Annotated in this window: 15 protein-coding genes; 11 read left to right on the top strand and 4 right to left on the bottom strand. The window is 48.8% G+C overall.

Annotated features, from left to right (window positions below; all coding sequences use genetic code 11):
- Positions 1 to 3 precede the first annotated feature (3 nt).
- The gene (locus tag IPF95_12065; protein ID MBK6475422.1) at positions 4 to 477 is read left to right on the top strand and encodes a DUF4293 domain-containing protein; all 474 of its coding nucleotides are present in this window, start codon (positions 4 to 6) and stop codon (positions 475 to 477) included.
- Between the two features lie 3 nt (positions 478 to 480).
- Here the strand turns inward: IPF95_12065 and IPF95_12070 are convergent, their stop codons facing one another.
- Together IPF95_12070 and IPF95_12075 are read right to left on the bottom strand one after the other, a co-directional pair.
- A complete protein-coding gene (locus tag IPF95_12070; protein ID MBK6475423.1) occupies positions 481 to 2,064 on the bottom strand; it encodes a M28 family peptidase in 1,584 nt (527 codons plus the stop codon).
- A gap of 87 nt (positions 2,065 to 2,151) precedes the next feature.
- Entirely contained in the window at positions 2,152 to 2,910 is a 759-nt protein-coding gene (locus IPF95_12075; GenBank protein MBK6475424.1) for an enoyl-CoA hydratase/isomerase family protein, read from the bottom strand.
- 178 nt (positions 2,911 to 3,088) lie between these two features.
- Between IPF95_12075 and IPF95_12080 the strand changes: the two genes are divergently transcribed.
- Positions 3,089 to 3,520, top strand: coding sequence for a hypothetical protein (locus tag IPF95_12080; protein ID MBK6475425.1), 432 nt, complete (start codon positions 3,089 to 3,091; stop codon positions 3,518 to 3,520).
- Positions 3,521 to 3,583: 63 nt separating this feature from the next.
- Here the strand turns inward: IPF95_12080 and IPF95_12085 are convergent, their stop codons facing one another.
- Positions 3,584 to 4,660, bottom strand: coding sequence for a fatty acid desaturase (locus IPF95_12085; GenBank protein ID MBK6475426.1), 1,077 nt, complete (start codon positions 4,658 to 4,660; stop codon positions 3,584 to 3,586).
- Positions 4,661 to 4,863: 203 nt separating this feature from the next.
- On the opposite strand from IPF95_12085, the gene IPF95_12090 reads away from it, so the two are divergent.
- The 7 genes from IPF95_12090 to IPF95_12120 all read left to right on the top strand — a co-directional run bounded on the left by IPF95_12090 (position 4,864) and on the right by IPF95_12120 (position 13,437).
- On the top strand, positions 4,864 to 5,706 hold the full coding sequence (locus IPF95_12090) for a hypothetical protein (protein MBK6475427.1): 843 nt from the start codon (positions 4,864 to 4,866) through the stop codon (positions 5,704 to 5,706).
- Positions 5,707 to 5,847: 141 nt separating this feature from the next.
- Positions 5,848 to 7,635, top strand: a complete 1,788-nt coding sequence (locus IPF95_12095; GenBank protein MBK6475428.1) for a hypothetical protein — start codon at positions 5,848 to 5,850, stop codon at positions 7,633 to 7,635.
- 8 nt (positions 7,636 to 7,643) lie between these two features.
- Complete coding sequence (locus IPF95_12100; protein MBK6475429.1) at positions 7,644 to 7,847, top strand: T9SS type A sorting domain-containing protein; 204 nt, start codon at positions 7,644 to 7,646, stop codon at positions 7,845 to 7,847.
- 172 nt (positions 7,848 to 8,019) lie between these two features.
- Entirely contained in the window at positions 8,020 to 8,235 is a 216-nt protein-coding gene (locus tag IPF95_12105) for a hypothetical protein (GenBank protein ID MBK6475430.1), read from the top strand.
- 113 nt (positions 8,236 to 8,348) lie between these two features.
- A complete protein-coding gene (locus IPF95_12110; GenBank protein MBK6475431.1) occupies positions 8,349 to 9,521 on the top strand; it encodes a lipase family protein in 1,173 nt (390 codons plus the stop codon).
- 430 nt (positions 9,522 to 9,951) lie between these two features.
- On the top strand, positions 9,952 to 11,994 hold the full coding sequence (locus IPF95_12115) for a CotH kinase family protein (GenBank protein ID MBK6475432.1): 2,043 nt from the start codon (positions 9,952 to 9,954) through the stop codon (positions 11,992 to 11,994).
- Between the two features lie 291 nt (positions 11,995 to 12,285).
- Entirely contained in the window at positions 12,286 to 13,437 is a 1,152-nt protein-coding gene (locus IPF95_12120) for an MFS transporter (protein ID MBK6475433.1), read from the top strand.
- Between the two features lie 25 nt (positions 13,438 to 13,462).
- Here IPF95_12120 and IPF95_12125 read toward each other — a convergent pair whose 3' ends face one another.
- Complete coding sequence (locus IPF95_12125) at positions 13,463 to 14,155, bottom strand: T9SS type A sorting domain-containing protein (protein MBK6475434.1); 693 nt, start codon at positions 14,153 to 14,155, stop codon at positions 13,463 to 13,465.
- Between IPF95_12125 and IPF95_12130 the strand changes: the two genes are divergently transcribed.
- Both IPF95_12130 and IPF95_12135 read left to right on the top strand, forming a co-directional pair.
- Positions 14,154 to 14,294, top strand: coding sequence for a hypothetical protein (locus tag IPF95_12130; protein ID MBK6475435.1), 141 nt, complete (start codon positions 14,154 to 14,156; stop codon positions 14,292 to 14,294). The two genes, IPF95_12125 and IPF95_12130, sit on opposite strands and share 2 nt — an antisense overlap.
- A gap of 147 nt (positions 14,295 to 14,441) precedes the next feature.
- Positions 14,442 to 15,488: a hypothetical protein gene (locus IPF95_12135; GenBank protein ID MBK6475436.1), complete on the top strand. Its 1,047-nt coding sequence runs from the start codon at positions 14,442 to 14,444 to the stop codon at positions 15,486 to 15,488.
- Positions 15,489 to 15,506 lie beyond the last annotated feature (18 nt).

The raw sequence follows: 15,506 nt of genomic DNA on the forward strand, positions 1-15,506 counted from the left end.
CGAATGATACAACGCAAGCAATCCTTGTTTCTTTTACTAGCGGCATTATTGGCCTTTGCCACATGGCTATTTCCAATATCATCATACAAGCGCAATGATGGAACGTACCAATTAAAGACTCTCGGGCTCTACGCAGAAGATGGGGTAGAGGTGGCGGATGTCGGTCTCAGGATCCCATTCGCGGCAATATTGACCGTTATCGGCGCTGGGTTGCTGTTCTGTATTTTCCTGTACAAGAACAGAACGCGTCAAATGCGTTTCGTACGGGCCGCATTCCTATTGACCCTCGCGGTAACAGCATTCATGTTCATCACGGACAATTCCGTACAGGCTTATCTCATGGTGGATCATGTGCTGGTGAGCACGTACGGTCTATCCTTCTACATGCCGCTCGCTATACTGGTATTGTGCGTTTTGGCAGAGCGCTCCATAAAAGCCGATGATGCGCTGGTGCGAAGTGCAGATCGTTTGCGGTAGGCATCAATTCACTTCCACTTTCAGGGTGGTCGTTCGTGTGCCAATTGAGAGTTTGAGCAAGTAGGATCCTGTAGGTAGATCCTCAACAGAGAATGTAAAAATTCCGTTACCGATCGTAGATTGGAAGGTGTTGCGATAGACCGTTTTACCGGACAGGCCAACAAGTTCAGCGAAGATCTGTTTACCATTATGGTCTGGTAACTGCACGGTGATCATATCGTGCGCAGGGTTCGGAGCAACAACTGCATTTAATGGACTTGGTTCGTAACGCTCCGGCAACCTTGTAAAGCCGGGCAAGCTGGCAGTATCCATACCCGCATTGATCGGTTCTGCAAGTAGTGCTGCGGCGGCAAGTGTGGCTTTTGTACAATTGGTAAGAAAGGGGATGTCGATCGTGGCTATTGCGTCATTCACTGTATGGTAATTGGGATTCCTGAAATTGGAACCATCCGTAAGCATCAGCGCCTGTCTTCCGCTATCCCAGAACACGGCATGGTCGCTGCGGCGAAGGTCTGGCACGATCTCGCTGTTGCCCGGTGCCGCAAGTGCAATGGTGCGTAAAGCAGATACGTATGTGCTGCTCGCAGTCAGGTAACTATTGATCAACGCTTGGGAGGCCACATTGCCGACAACGGTCAGGAAATCACCTCTGTTCTCATTGGCTTCAATTGCTGTGGTGGCATCCGGAAATAGAATGTTGAAACCTTGTGGCACCTCTTGGCTATTCGGTTCATCACTATAAAAGCCGATCATTTCCATATTCAACACGCCGTTGATCTGTTCCCACGCTGGAATACTGTTCAGTACATAATGTTGTGAACCGATCAGTCCTTGTTCTTCGAATGAAAAGCCTAGGAACCGCAGACTGTTCTTGAAATTGTATTGCGAAAGAATGCGAGCAATGGACATCGTCGCGACAACACCGGTAGCGTTATCATCTGCGCCTGGAACGTTGGCCACTGCGTCATAATGTGCATCCACTATAAAAGTGCTTGCCTCGTTCACGCATCCCGGTTTACGCCCAACTACATTGTCAGCTTGGGCAGCTCCGAACGGCACTGCAATTGAGGATCGTTGAAAGCCAGGCATGCTGAACGTGTTCCAGATCGAATCACGTACGGCTTGCAGTCCGTCCGGATCAGCGACATGGTTGCGCGGGATCGCAATGTATCCCAACCGATCTTGTATGATCTGCTCAGTGACCTGATCAACCATTTCCTGAATATCAGGCGTGTTGTCATCATAAGCCACCACCTTGACGATCACCGACCCAAGTGACGGAATTCCAGTATAATTCCAACTGATCGAAAGGCCGGATGCCGGTGCAATGTTGTTCCCGATCGCTCCAGTAACGGTTGTAACGTCCGCTAGAAATGTTTCACTATTATTCTGTGATGCTGAGAACATAACGGTACACAGGTCGTTGGTAGGGTCGATCAGATCATATTCCACCGTGATCATTGCTGATCCTTCATCCAAAATCACATTCGTTATTTGTACGCTAGGCGGGGCGTTCTGCGCAGCAGTATGAAAAGGAATACATGCGCACAGCAACAAGAAAAGGTAGAGCAGTATCCCCTTGAACATGGGTTGGTTGCTATGGATAGTGTTCCGAACTGGATCGATGTTGGTCGCGCTGCAATGCATGTTCCTCGTTTTTTGGCGTATTGGTGCCTATTTGTTTTTGAATTTCGCGATGGCGTTCCGTGTGAAATCGCTCAGTACCAACCGGCCACTGGTTGCGGCCCGATCAGCGAGTAAGGTATCCCAATCCTCGGTACCACGCCACATGATCTTTTTCAATTCCGCCATTGCCTCAGGACTATAGGTGGACAATTCTTTCGTGTGCTCTTCAATTTTGCTGTTGAGCGCGTCCATGGTCGGGAATAGTTCCGCGTAGATCCCGTTCTGCACGCACCACGCAGCACTACGCCGCGTTGCAGGGGTAGCCGATAATAGCCCGAAAACCCCGTTGCCGGTCTTGCGTTCAACTGCTGGCCCCACTACGAACGGACCAATTCCGATCGCTAATTCACTGAGCCTGGCGGATGCGTTTTCATGAGCATAGGCAATGTCCACAGCACAAGCCAAGCCCACACCACCACCAACGATATGGCTGTGGATACGTCCAATTACAAATACCGGAGCCTTGCGTATTGCGTTGATCACTGCGGCAAAGCCACTGAAAAAAACAGTGCCTGCTGCAATGTCATCAATGGCCAACAATTCATCGAAACTTGCACCAGCGCAAAAGGCTTTTTCGCCTTCGCTTTGGAGAATGATAACGCGCACATTCGTGTCATTGCCCGCTGTTTCAATAGCGCTTGCAATGCTTCTGAGAATATGCCCAGGTAGGCTGTTGCTTTTGGGATGGTGGAATGAAATGGTTGCAATACCTTCTTCAACTGTGCTATGTACGTGGCCGTCACTCATGGAAATGTGGTTCGTTCGGTTCAGGGGGCGAATGGAATGTAAGTTAGTTCGTTCGAACCATTTGGAACGGTGCGAAATTGCATAACAAGAACGATACGGCGAACTTACAGGGTAATTCATGATGGCAAGTGACGGATCGATCGGTTACTCGTCGAAACTAGAACCTAACTAAACAACGATGTTCGATCAGATAATTTCTTCCCTTAAGGAACAAGCAGGTTCAGCGCTTATGAGCAATTTGGGCCTCAATGAACAACAAACGGATGGGTCCATCACGGCAGCTGCCGATAGCGCAAAAGAAGTGCTTAGTGGCGGCGATGGCTTTGGTATGGACGATGTCATGAACCTTTTCAGCAGTGCTAATAACAGCTCTGGTGCCGATGGCATCCTAAGCCAAATTGGTACCGTATTATTGAGCAAGCTTACCGGTCAGGTAGGTCTGGATCGCAGTAAGGCCAGTGATGTTAGCGCGATGTTGCTCCCCATGTTGACCAATTTGATCACGGAAAAGTCCGGTGGCAATGCGGATATGCTAAAAGGTCTGCTAGGCGGTAATGGTGGTGGAATTGCTGACGTTGCCAAAGGCATGCTTGGCAATTTGTTCAAATAGGAACGATCTGATTTGAAATTGGGCCGGGTCTTCGAAAGAAGGTCCGGCCTTTTTCATACAGGATCATGCAGGAATGGGTTTTACGATCCTCTGTCCGGTGAACGGAATTGGTTGTACTCGGCTCCTAAGGAATGCCATGACTTCTTCTTCGGAAGAATGGACGTTGCCCACGTTCACGAAGTGTTTGGCAAGAATATCATAACGGTCCCTGATCAACAGCAGGAAGACATGCCCATAATTCAATCCAGAGAATACTACAGCTCGGTTCTTCGCAAAGTCATTCAAGTGCGTGTGGAAATAATTGGGGTGTTCGGTCCAGTGCATCGTTGGGTCGATGTGATGGCTGATGTGGTAACCGTCATTCCAACATTTATGATTGAACTTTACATTGATGCAGGTGATGCTGTTCTTGAAGTCGTTCCCAGGTTCATCCGGACAAATAAAGGTGTGCTGCGTCCAATTGCCTGCCATGGCCACTAATCTGAATGCGATGAACGGTAGGATGAATGCGACAACGGTTGCCGGCCAATTGACCAAGCACAACAATCCACAGAAAACGAAGAACAGGAATTCACCACGTGCTGCTTGCATCGCCAATTTATTCCTTTTACGACCGATCAGATACGCCACGAGCGTCCACATGCCAGTGAATAGAAAACGCAGGTAGTACCGTAGGAAATCCATACCCGAGTCCCGCTGATAGGGCATCGTGCTACTTTCGTCCAACTCCAGGTTATTCTCTACATGGTGCATTCCTACATGGTGTGCGCGATACGTTTCCGGAGATTGTCCGAAGAAAGGCGCTAGGACCCAGGGTAGGTATTGATTGAGGAAACCGTATTCCTTCTTGAAGAACGGACGATGGGTGGTACAATGCAACATCAACCCGAATGGACCTTTATACGTGATGTTGTTTATGAACAGATAGGTCAAAGCAATGACCCACCATAACCACGTGGGTACGAATGGCATGTACAGAAGCACCGCCATTGGTATCAATGTTACGGTAACGCGAAGGAGCAGATAGACGAATGGAAGATCACGCTTATCCCGGATCAACTTCAAGAAGAACCGGTCCAATGCTGAATAGCTGGTGGGTTCTACGTATGTGGGGTCCGTGTTAACTGGTACTGAAAGCATAAAGTGGTTCTGATGAGCGCAAGCTACGTATCAACGTGATGAAAGTGCGCATAAAGCGCGTTGAACCCTTGCGACGCTGACACCCACAAAGAGCTGCGGCCTACGTTTTTTCTGATCACCAAATTGTTAAAGCATAGGACACGACTGGTACTTGCTCGGAACCGAACTGTTCGCATGCATAAAAGAGAGGTAAATTCGCAGGTGTGAAACAGTCCCTGACAGTCCTCATTATCGCTATCGGTAACTTGGTTGCAGCCCAATCCGGTGTATCGCAATTCACGTCACGCCCACTTAAGCACACCTTTTATGTTTACTGGGGATATAACCGTTCCTACTATCGGGATTCCGATATATCATTCAAGGGAGAGGGGTATGAATTCAAGTTAAAGGGTGTACAGGCCATTGATGATCCTGAAAGGTTCTCACCCGATGTGTATTTCAACCCAAGCAAGTTCACGATCCCACAATTCAACGTTCGGGTCGGATTTCATATCAAAGATAATCTGAGCATATCATTGGGCTGGGATCATATGAAGTATGTAATGCGGGCGCCGCAGGTGGCTGTTATGGATGGATCCATCGACCCGGAGCTTTCTTGGCGTTATGGTCGGGAATACACCAATGAACCGATCGTGGTTGACCCGGATCTCTTGCTTTATGAGCATACGGACGGTCTCAATTTCGTGCGACTTGGATTGGAAACGCACGCACCTTTTTGGTCCGGATCGCGTCAGCGACTTCAGTTGGGGGTGTTGTTGGGCATCAATGCGGGCATGGTAATGCCGTGGACCGATGTTACTTTTCTGGAGGAACGCCAAGCAACAAGACTTCATCTAGCTGGCTGGGGGGCTTCCGCTACCATGGGGTTACGATTGAAATGGCGCAATACGTTCTTTCTGCAATATCAGGTACAACCCGGATATCTGGATCTGCGCGACATTCTTTTGCAGGACCACGGCCCAGCTAGAGCCAAGCAAAAGATCTGGTTCACTGAACTGAGCTTGACCGCAGGTGCATACGTGTCCATATTCAAAAGAAGATCCTGATATGGAGGATGTGGCCATCAAAACGGGAGTAGTTTGCTGGGTCGTTCTCCACATTAGCGCGTTGATATGAGGTGTTGCCATGCTTTACCAGGGCTGATCGATAATCTATATTAGCGGCCGTAAATTCATCCCCTGAACGTCATGACATTGAATAATTACACAGCTATTTTGACCATGATCACCGTATCGATCGGGTCTTTCCTGAATGGTACGGTCAAAGCACAAGGCGTTGATGCATGCGGTGCGGCTATCACACAGTCGCTTCCGCTCGGGGGTTCGCTAACGCTAACAGGTGACAATACATCAGCAACAGCGACAGGTGATTGGGCGCCAGGATCCAATTTTGCTGGTGCACCGGTCCTCTGGCACTCGTTCTCAATTTCTGATTGTGCCAATGTGACGGTCAGTTTTTGTGGATTATCTCCAGCTTGGGGCAATGTATTTGGAATTTTGAGCACGGATTGCCCAGCAGATAACCTTGTGACATTCTCCAATGTGAGCACAACAAGTTGTGGCGACGGAAATACGGTGTACACCTGGAATAGCTTGGCCCCTGGCACGTACAAACTTCCTGTAGTAAAGGATGCTGCACAAGGATCCGTTGGTGCATACAGTATTCTTTTGAGCTCTGAGGCTTGCAATTTGGATTTCTGCAATAACGCACCTGCCATCCCGATCTCGGTCGGGGAAACATTGACCTTCACAGGTGATGTAACGGATGCAACACCTACCGGAGATTTTGTAACAACCTCACCTTTTGCTGGAGCACCGGTCAAGTGGCATGCCTTCACAACGGAGTCCTGCACGAATATCACAGTAAGCTATTGTGGAACCACTGCAGGTTGGGGAACGGTGTTCGGAATTCTGAGTACGGATTGCCCGGCAGACAATACGGTGAATTTTTCTACCACGGAAACTTGTGCAAATGGTAATGTGATCTATAACTGGAATGAATTACCGATGGGTACGTACTACGTTCCCATCGTGCTTGATCCAGGGGCCGGTTCCGTGGGACCTTACTCGGTAACAGTAAATGCCTCGAATTGTTTCAATGACCTGTGTGCAACCATTACGCCGGGATCACTAGAGGTAGGTTCAACGCTCACCTTTACGGGTGATAACACCAATGCTACGGCTGCGAATGACTTCGTCGCAACTTCTCCTTTCAGTGGGGCACCTGTTGTTTGGCATGCGGTAACAACTACGCAGTGTTCGAATATAACGGTTGCGTTCTGTGGTCAATCACCTGTATTCGGCAACGTATTCGGCTTCCTCAGTACCACATGCCCAGCAGATCAAGTAACGGTATTCAGTACCACCAGCACCTGTGCTGATGGGAATATCATCTACACGTATGATGCTGTTCCGGCGGGTACCTACTACATACCTGTGGTATTGGACCCTGGCCAGAACTCGATCGGTGCTTACAGTATTGAGGTCAGTGCTACGGGCTGTTTCAATGACTTCTGCGATCAGGTTTCACCGGATGAGCTGGTGCTTGGAGAAACGTTGGTATTCAATGGAGATAACACCAACGCAACGGCCGCTAATGACTGGGTACCGGGCTCTTCATTCGCAGGTGCTCCGGTTCTCTGGCATGCCTTCACTACCACGGTGTGTTTGGATGTTACAGTAAGCTATTGTGGACAGGATCCGGTGTTCAGTAACGTCTTCGGATTCTTCAGCAGGGATTGTCCAGCTGGTGACCTGGTAACGTTCACCAGTTTCAGCAACACGGCCTGTGGTGATGGAAACTACATTTACTTCTGGAACGATCTGGAACCCGGCACCTATCTGATGCCAGTTGTTTTGGATCCGAGCGTTGGTCAAGTTGGTAGTTATAGCGTTAGCGTTGTTGGTACATCCTGTGATGTCGGGATCTACGAAGAGGATCCGGGACCTGGAGCGTCTATCCGAACCCTGCGGTAGATGAATTGGTGTTGCAGTTCAATGGAGAGAATGGTATGGGAACGATCGAGCTACTGGATCTGACCGGTCGTATTGTAATGCAAGAGACCCGCAATTTGTCACAAGGCGGTACCTATCGTTTCGATCTACCAGCAACAGTGACCTCTGGAACCTATGTGTTCCGGGTTGTTACTGAAAATGATCGCGTAGCGAAGCGTGTAGTGGTGCAATAAGCCTCTAGTGATCAATTCGGAACAGGCGCTCCGATCGGGCGCCTGTTCCATTTATGGACGATCCTGTTCAGTCTTGAGTATTCAATAGATCGGGTAGAAGTTGGCTGAAGGTGAGTGACCTGAATTGGGAAAGTGCCACTTTTGTAGTATCTTCAACTAAAATTGAATTACCATGGAAAAGCACACGAGCAACGACCCATTGGATCCGATCTATCCGCATGATCCCGGAAGTTCGCAGGACGTGAAGGGTATCGGAAGTTTGACGCGGAATACCAATGTGCTCCTATTGATCGTAGTTGCGGTAGTTGTGATGGCTGCGCTTTATTTTCTGGGAAGGACGGACACGACCCATGATGAAACGGTACCGGCTGCAACGGAGGTGCGTTAGACGAATACTAAGTGGTATTCAGCCGTGGATCGGCGAACTGGTCTTTTCTTTGTGGAGATGTATTAGTGGCACACTTTTTTCATTGCCATTACGTACTATTTCCATACCCACGAATGATCAAGAACATCCTGTCCGCGTTTTTTTCGATCCTCTTAGTGAACAATGCGGGGCTGTTCGGCCAATTACAGCCCGGTTTTCAACCGGATGAAGCGCGCGATATGATCATGTTGTGCAACACGCACACCTTCATTGATCTATATGGTTCGGATGAGAAGATGATACCCGGCGGGTACACACGGATCTATTCAAGTGTGGCTACACCATTGGACACGAAGTTCGAGGTATTCAGGAAGGGAAATGTTGGCGTGATCGAGTTCCGTGGATCAACCGCGAGTATGATGAGCTGGATGGTGAACGTTCACTCCAGCATGATCCCAGCGGAAGGCCGCATGGTGATAAATGGGAACAGATTTGATTACGAGTTTGCGGAGGATACCAGCGCTGCGGTACATGCAGGCTTTGCACTTGTGATCGGCACAATAGCGGAGGAGGTTCTCGGTCAGTTGAAGGAACTGCACAAGCTAGGTGTAAGTAATGTGATCATTACCGGTCACAGTCAGGGCGGTGCTTTAGCTCATTTAATGCGTGCCTATTTGGAGCATCTGCCACGGCGTAAACTTCCGACCCACATGGAATTCAAGACGTATTCATTCGCTGCGCCCATGGTCGGTGATAGGGCGTTCGCCACTGAGTACGAACGAGAGTATTGCACAAGGCTATCCAGCTTCAGCATCATCGAACCGGAAGATCCTGTACCGGATATGCCGATCGCCTACAGCGAGGGCAACGCCTTCTCGATGCAGAACATTTTGGCCATGATGACCGGTGGCCAAAGCATTAAGAACAATGCAAAGAACGCATTACTGAATCTGTTCAGTGGTGGAATGGAAAAGATCACCGGAGCTGCGGATGTATCTATAGCAAAACGTGTGGAAGGAGCAGTTGGCGAAGTGGTGATGCCGGATTATCGCAAGGAATGGAACTATTATCCGATGGCCACGAAGATCGAACTGGATGTGTTCGAGTATCCAAAGGTCTTAGTGGAACCAAAGCCGGGAAATGAAACCGTAGAAGACGGATCGTCAACGCCAAGCAAGCCCGAATACAAAAAGGAACCGAGTTTCTTTCACCATAAGCCTTACAATTATTACGTCGGTGTGCTGAAGCGTTATTTCCCCGATGCGTATGAGGCGCTTGAAGTCAAGGTGCTGCCTGAGAATTTGTAGTGCCTGCTGACGATTGGAACGGCGCTTTTCCAGTTTGTCCGGATCGAACTGGATCTTTCCCATCGTGCAAGCTCATCGTGTTAATACCATTTCATCTTACAGAAACGGCTAAAGTTGTGTAGCTATTTTTTGATCAGGCGATCAAGAAAATCTTTTCATAGCCATAGCTATGGAACTATTTTATTGAGAAGCATGGTTGGAAAAGAGCGAGCAAATTGGTCGAGACTGTATGACGAAATGGTATAAGATGCGAACTGGATCTAGATCCAACCGCTGAACATGAACGGCACTTGATCTGGTCGTGTAGTGTTTTATTTGTGGGTTCATTCCAACTGGATCACGCTCATTTTAAGGATTTTACACAATGAAGGACTCGTATTTCATGCCAGCTGGATTGACTTGGCGTAAGATAAATCGCCATCTTGCTCCAATGGTATACTCCCGCTCAAGTATGACGGACCTTTTGCGTTCGTCATTTCTTATTGGTTTTATGTTCTGGTCTGGAACATGGGTGGTAGCACAGAATGGCTATTCACCGTGTTCGGCGTTGCCCATTGATTCGACCACGTGCATAGTTGTGGACAACACAATGGCACCTGGTAGCGGGTTGGATCCTGGGTGTGCGGGTTATGAAGGTCATGATGTTTGGTATGCCATGGTCGTTCCGGAAGGTGGGACGGTTGTAGTGAACACTGCGGATAATGGAGATCTGGACGACACTGCGGTTGCAATATGGACCGGGACTTCATGCGCTGGTCTAAGTCCTAGCGGGTGTGATGATGATGGTGGTGAAGGATATCATGGAAATTTGTTCATACCATCATTGACCCCAGGGGATTCAGTTTGGATCCAGGCTTTTGGGTATGGCACAGGAACCGGTACATTCCAGCTGTGCGTGGCTACTCCCCAGCTTGTAGAGCTTGAGAGTTCTGAGTTACCCATCGTGGAGATCAACACATTGGGGCAGGTCATAACGAATGGGCCCAAGATCGATGCGTTGATGGAGATCACATACAGTGGCGCTGGAAACCTCACATATCCCACTGACCCACCTAACATTTACTCCGGTTCCATTGGTATTGAAGTGCGTGGGGCAAGCTCTGCGGGTTACTTACAACGACCCTATGGATTCGAGACCAGGGATTCCTTGGGTGAGAACCTGAACGTCTCTCTATTGAACATGCCGGAGGAAAATGATTGGGTGCTTCTATCGAATTTCAATGATCGATCCCTGATCAAGAACCAATTGAGCTTCCGGATCTCACAGGAAATGGGACAATACGCACCCCGGACCCACTTGTGCGAGGTAAACGTGAATGACCGATATCAAGGGATCTACGTATTCGGCGAAAAGATCAAACGGGATGCTGGGCGCGTTGATATCGCTAAGCTCACGGAATTCGATATTAGTGGGGACGACCTGACGGGTGGCTATATCATAGGTCAGAATCTTTGGAACAGTAGCAACAGTTTCGAGTCGAATTACTCGCCAATTGACCATCCTGAGCTGGATATCCATTTTACCTATGAGTATCCAGATGAGGATCTGATCACCATCGAACAGAAAACGTATATCGCAGCTTTTGTGGACAGTTTGGAGACAACGCTTTATGCATCGGATTTCAGCGACAACGAAACCGGCTATCGGAAGTACATGGATGTTAAGTCGTTCATTGATTATTTTCTGGTGAATGAAGTTGCAAGGAATGGGGATGGCTTCAAGAAGAGCGTATTTTTTCACAAGGACAAAAATTCGAACGGGTCGAAATTAAAGGCTGGCCCTGTCTGGGATTTCGATTGGGCTTGGAAGAACATCTACGAGTGTGATATCGTATCCCAGATCGATGGATCCGGTTGGGCACATCAGGTGAATAATTGCCCAACGGATAATAATTCCTGTGGCTGGTATATCCGTTTATTGGAGGATGAGGCATTCCGGAATGAACTCCATTGCACGTACACCAATTACCGGACAACGATGTTGGATACGGCTTTCATGTTCCAATACATTGATAGCATTGTCGGTCGTGTAGAAAATGCACAAGCGCGTCACTTTGAAACATGGCCTATCTTAGGCATTAGCGGTCCAGCACCGGATATTGGCCCTGTGCCAACAACTTACGCGGATGAGATCACGGCATTCAAAGCATGGATCACCTTAAGACTCGATTGGTTGGATGCGAACATGCCGGGACTTTGCCAAACGGTGAGCGCGAATGCTATTTCGGAGCGTGATCCACTAACGATCTTTCCGAATCCGAGTACCGGAAGGGTCACCATACAAGGCAGTTTACGTGGAGGTACTATAGGTCAATTGCACATGTACGACGTAACGGGTCGCTCGATCGGCAGCATTCCAATTGCGGCTGGTACGGTGTCCATGGCTCATGAAATGCCGGGTAGCGGAACGTACTATTTCAAGCTGTATGAGAACAGCGCATTGGTGCAGACCGGGAAATTGGTTGTTCTATAGTGAACCGGGTATGTGATCAATGCGTGCTGCATTGATCGGTACGACGCTCGCCGATCTAAGGAATTTGATCAGTTGTCCGGTGCTTCTTGTTGGTCGGTCTGGATACCACCCATTGCGCTTATCTCAGTGTTCATTTCATCGATCATGATCTGGGTCTTATACAACCGCATTGAGTTGAAGAACGTAACAAGTTCGCCCTAGCGTTTGTTCTATGTTTGCCGCGTGCAGTTCTTCTCCCGCGCATATCATTACTACATCCATTCCTTCGAAGGGCTGCGCCGCGAAGTGTGGATGCTCGCGGCGGTAACTTTCGTGAACCGCGCGGGTACCATGGTGGTACCTTTCCTTTCGCTCTACCTCACCAAGGATATGGGGTTGAGCATGGAACAGGTTGGTTGGATCATGAGCTGTTTCGGTCTAGGCTCCGTTCTAGGGTCTTGGTTAGGAGGAAAACTCACCGACCGTTTCGGGTTCTATGATGTCATGATCGGCGCGCTCGTTGCGTCGGGTATTGCATTCATTCTGTTGCAATTTGTCCAAGGCTTTGTACCGTTCTGTTTCGGGATCTTCGCGCTTACATTGGTGTCGGATACCTTCCGACCGGCGATCTTTGTTGCGTTACGAGCGTATGCCAAACCGGAGAACCGGACGCGTGCCGTAACGCTGATAAGATTGGCGATCAACTTAGGCTTTAGTTTGGGTCCTGCCATTGGCGGGTTGATCATTGCTGGCCTTGGTTACAGCGGCCTGTTCTGGGTAGATGGCATTACGTGTTTGGTCGCGGTCGGGATCATGTTGTACTGGTTGCCGCGCAAACAAGCGCAGCAAAATGACCAAGCCACGCGTTCAACAGCTACACGGTCACCCTACAGCGATGGACCATACTGGCTGTTCTTGCTGACCATGGTGTTGATCAGTGTCCCATTCCTACAGTACTTCAGCACCATTCCGTTGTTCTATAGCGAAGTACACAACTTAAGTGAAACGTATATCGGCGTGCTGTTAGGGTTGAATGGCTTGTTGATCTTCTTGATCGAAATGCCATTGATCAAATTCTGCGAGGACCGGAAGTTCGATCTGTACAGGATCCTATTGATCAGTGTTGTGTTGTTCGCACTAAGTTTTGCCGTGTTGAATTGGTTCCCAGTGATCGGTTTCCTGTGGGTTGGAATGACGTTGATGACAGTAGGGGAGATGCTGAATTTCCCATTCATGAACAGGTTTGCTTATGATCGTTCGGACCAAGGACCACCCGGTGCCTACATGGCGTTGTTCACCATGTCATGGAGCGTGGCGCACATCTTCGGCCATACCCTAGGTCTCAATTTGATCGCGCAATTCGGGTACACAAGTACATGGTACATCATGGCCGGAATCATGGTGTTGGCCATGGGTTTGTTGGTAGTGTTGAAGCGGATGATGGAAAGTGAATTGACGAATTGAGCGGTAAAATGTACCTTAATACAGTTTATTCATCTCCTGCTGATTTGACCAAACGAATGGAATGGACGTTATGCCTTGAGCGTACCTTTAATACGTAAACACCATCAGGCAAATGACCGATATTAACGCTAATATTTTCTGAAGTGGTAGGAATCATAACCCCAGTGTTTCGCCCTTGCAAGTCACAAAGGGCAGCAGAAATGACAGAAGTAGGAAGGGAAAAGTTGAGTTCGTCAGATGCTGGATTAGGGTAGCATAAAATAGATTGCTCTAAGATGTCAGTAACTCCAAGGTATTGAGGAGTGCAGTTGCCCACGGTAGCTTGAATGTCTCCGGGTAAAAAGAACCAGATAGTATCGAGATGGCTCATGCAGTCAATTCCTGCCAAGTAACCAGAAACGTTGATAGGGTCTTGCCTTGAGAACAAACCGTACGGTGACCCAAACCCTTCTATCCAAACTTGTTCTGGCCCGCCCCATTGCTGACCTAAGGTTATTTCTTTACGACCTTCGATCGTATCGACTTGCGTCACGATGTACTCCACTAATTGCGGAAACTGAGAAACTCCGCTGAATGCCAGTCCTCCATCCACAAATACATCGCTCAAAGTATCGCCAACGGTCACATTAAAGTCATACAACAGAAAGGCATCTATCGAGTCTTTAGGCAGGAAGAACACGCGTGAAGAGTCCTCCTTTATTGCACCTAGATATGCCATGTTGCAGAGTTCCACCTGCTTGTATGTAATACCGCCGATCAACGTGTCACTTCCGTTCATGCAGATACTTGATATGCTCTCCGTTGTGCAGATCACTGGCGGCAATGGAGGCCAGGGAGTATTCGGGATCGTACAATAGGATTGTACCCAGACAGCCGCACTATCCGGGAAAGGGAAATTTACTTGAGCTCTTGTATCGAATGAAAGCAAAAACGCAGCAATGATCAAAGATCCAGACAAGTTTAATAGGCGTCTCGATGAATTCATTCCATTGTAAATATATACAATGTTGGAGATGATCGAACCATACGCTCCTACTAGTGTACAGTTGAATGTTCTTCTTACCAACACAGGGAAGGATCAACCACACACCAACATGGAAATTCTGAAGAAAACGATATCCGCATTAGCGGTAGCACTTTTGATCTGTTCAACTGCAGCTCAAGCTCAATACAACACGGCTAATCTTACACCAGTGGTAGGCAAAGAAACCAACGCGAGTTACACCTGCGAAAAGCTGCGATTGTACCCGATCATCGCCAACGATGTATTCCGCGAAGCGCATAAAGACATCGGCCAAAGCGTGCCGATGAACAAAGCCTTGGCCGATGGACGATTGAAGGTGAGCGAAAAAGAGGGTGGGGGTACCGTGAACACGTTACAAGCGAAGAACACATCCACCGATACGATCTACTTAATGCAAGGCGAAGTAGTTGTCGGTGGAAAGCAGGATCGCATGTTGGCGCAAGATGTGCTGATCCCACCCGGCGCCACGATGGACATCGGAGCGTTCTGTGTAGAGCACGGGCGCTGGAGCGAAGGCGGCACAGGCAAGGGTTTCAATAACACGGCGGGTGTTGTTCCGCAAGAGGTACGGAAAGCGGCCGCTGTGCAAAAAGATCAAAGCGAGGTCTGGGATAAAGTAGCGAAGAATGTAGCCAAGCATGATGCGAACGCCCCGTCGGGCAGCTATGTTGACGTAACGCGCGACGAGAAATTCGCGAAAGCGCAAAAGCAGTACAAGGATCGGCTGGGGCGTTTACCGCAATCGGTAAAGCACATTGTAGGTGTTGTGGCAGTCACCGGCGATAGGGTAGTGGGTTGCGATGTGTTCGCCACAGAGGACATGTTCGCGCAGGCCTTTCCACAGTTGATCGATGCATACATCGCCGAGGCTTTATCCAACGGAAGCGAAGTGACCATGTCGGATGCGGCGATCCAGGAATACTTCAAGGAACTATTCGAGAATGAAAAGGCGTTGGAAGAGAAGACCAACGGAAACGGTTATTTATTCAAGCAAGAAGGCAAGACGTATCGGATAAGTTCGTTCTGAGAGGGTGTCTCTACCTCG

It is taken from the genome of Flavobacteriales bacterium (assembly GCA_016704485.1).
Lineage (GTDB): Bacteria > Bacteroidota > Bacteroidia > Flavobacteriales_F > PHOS-HE28 > PHOS-HE28.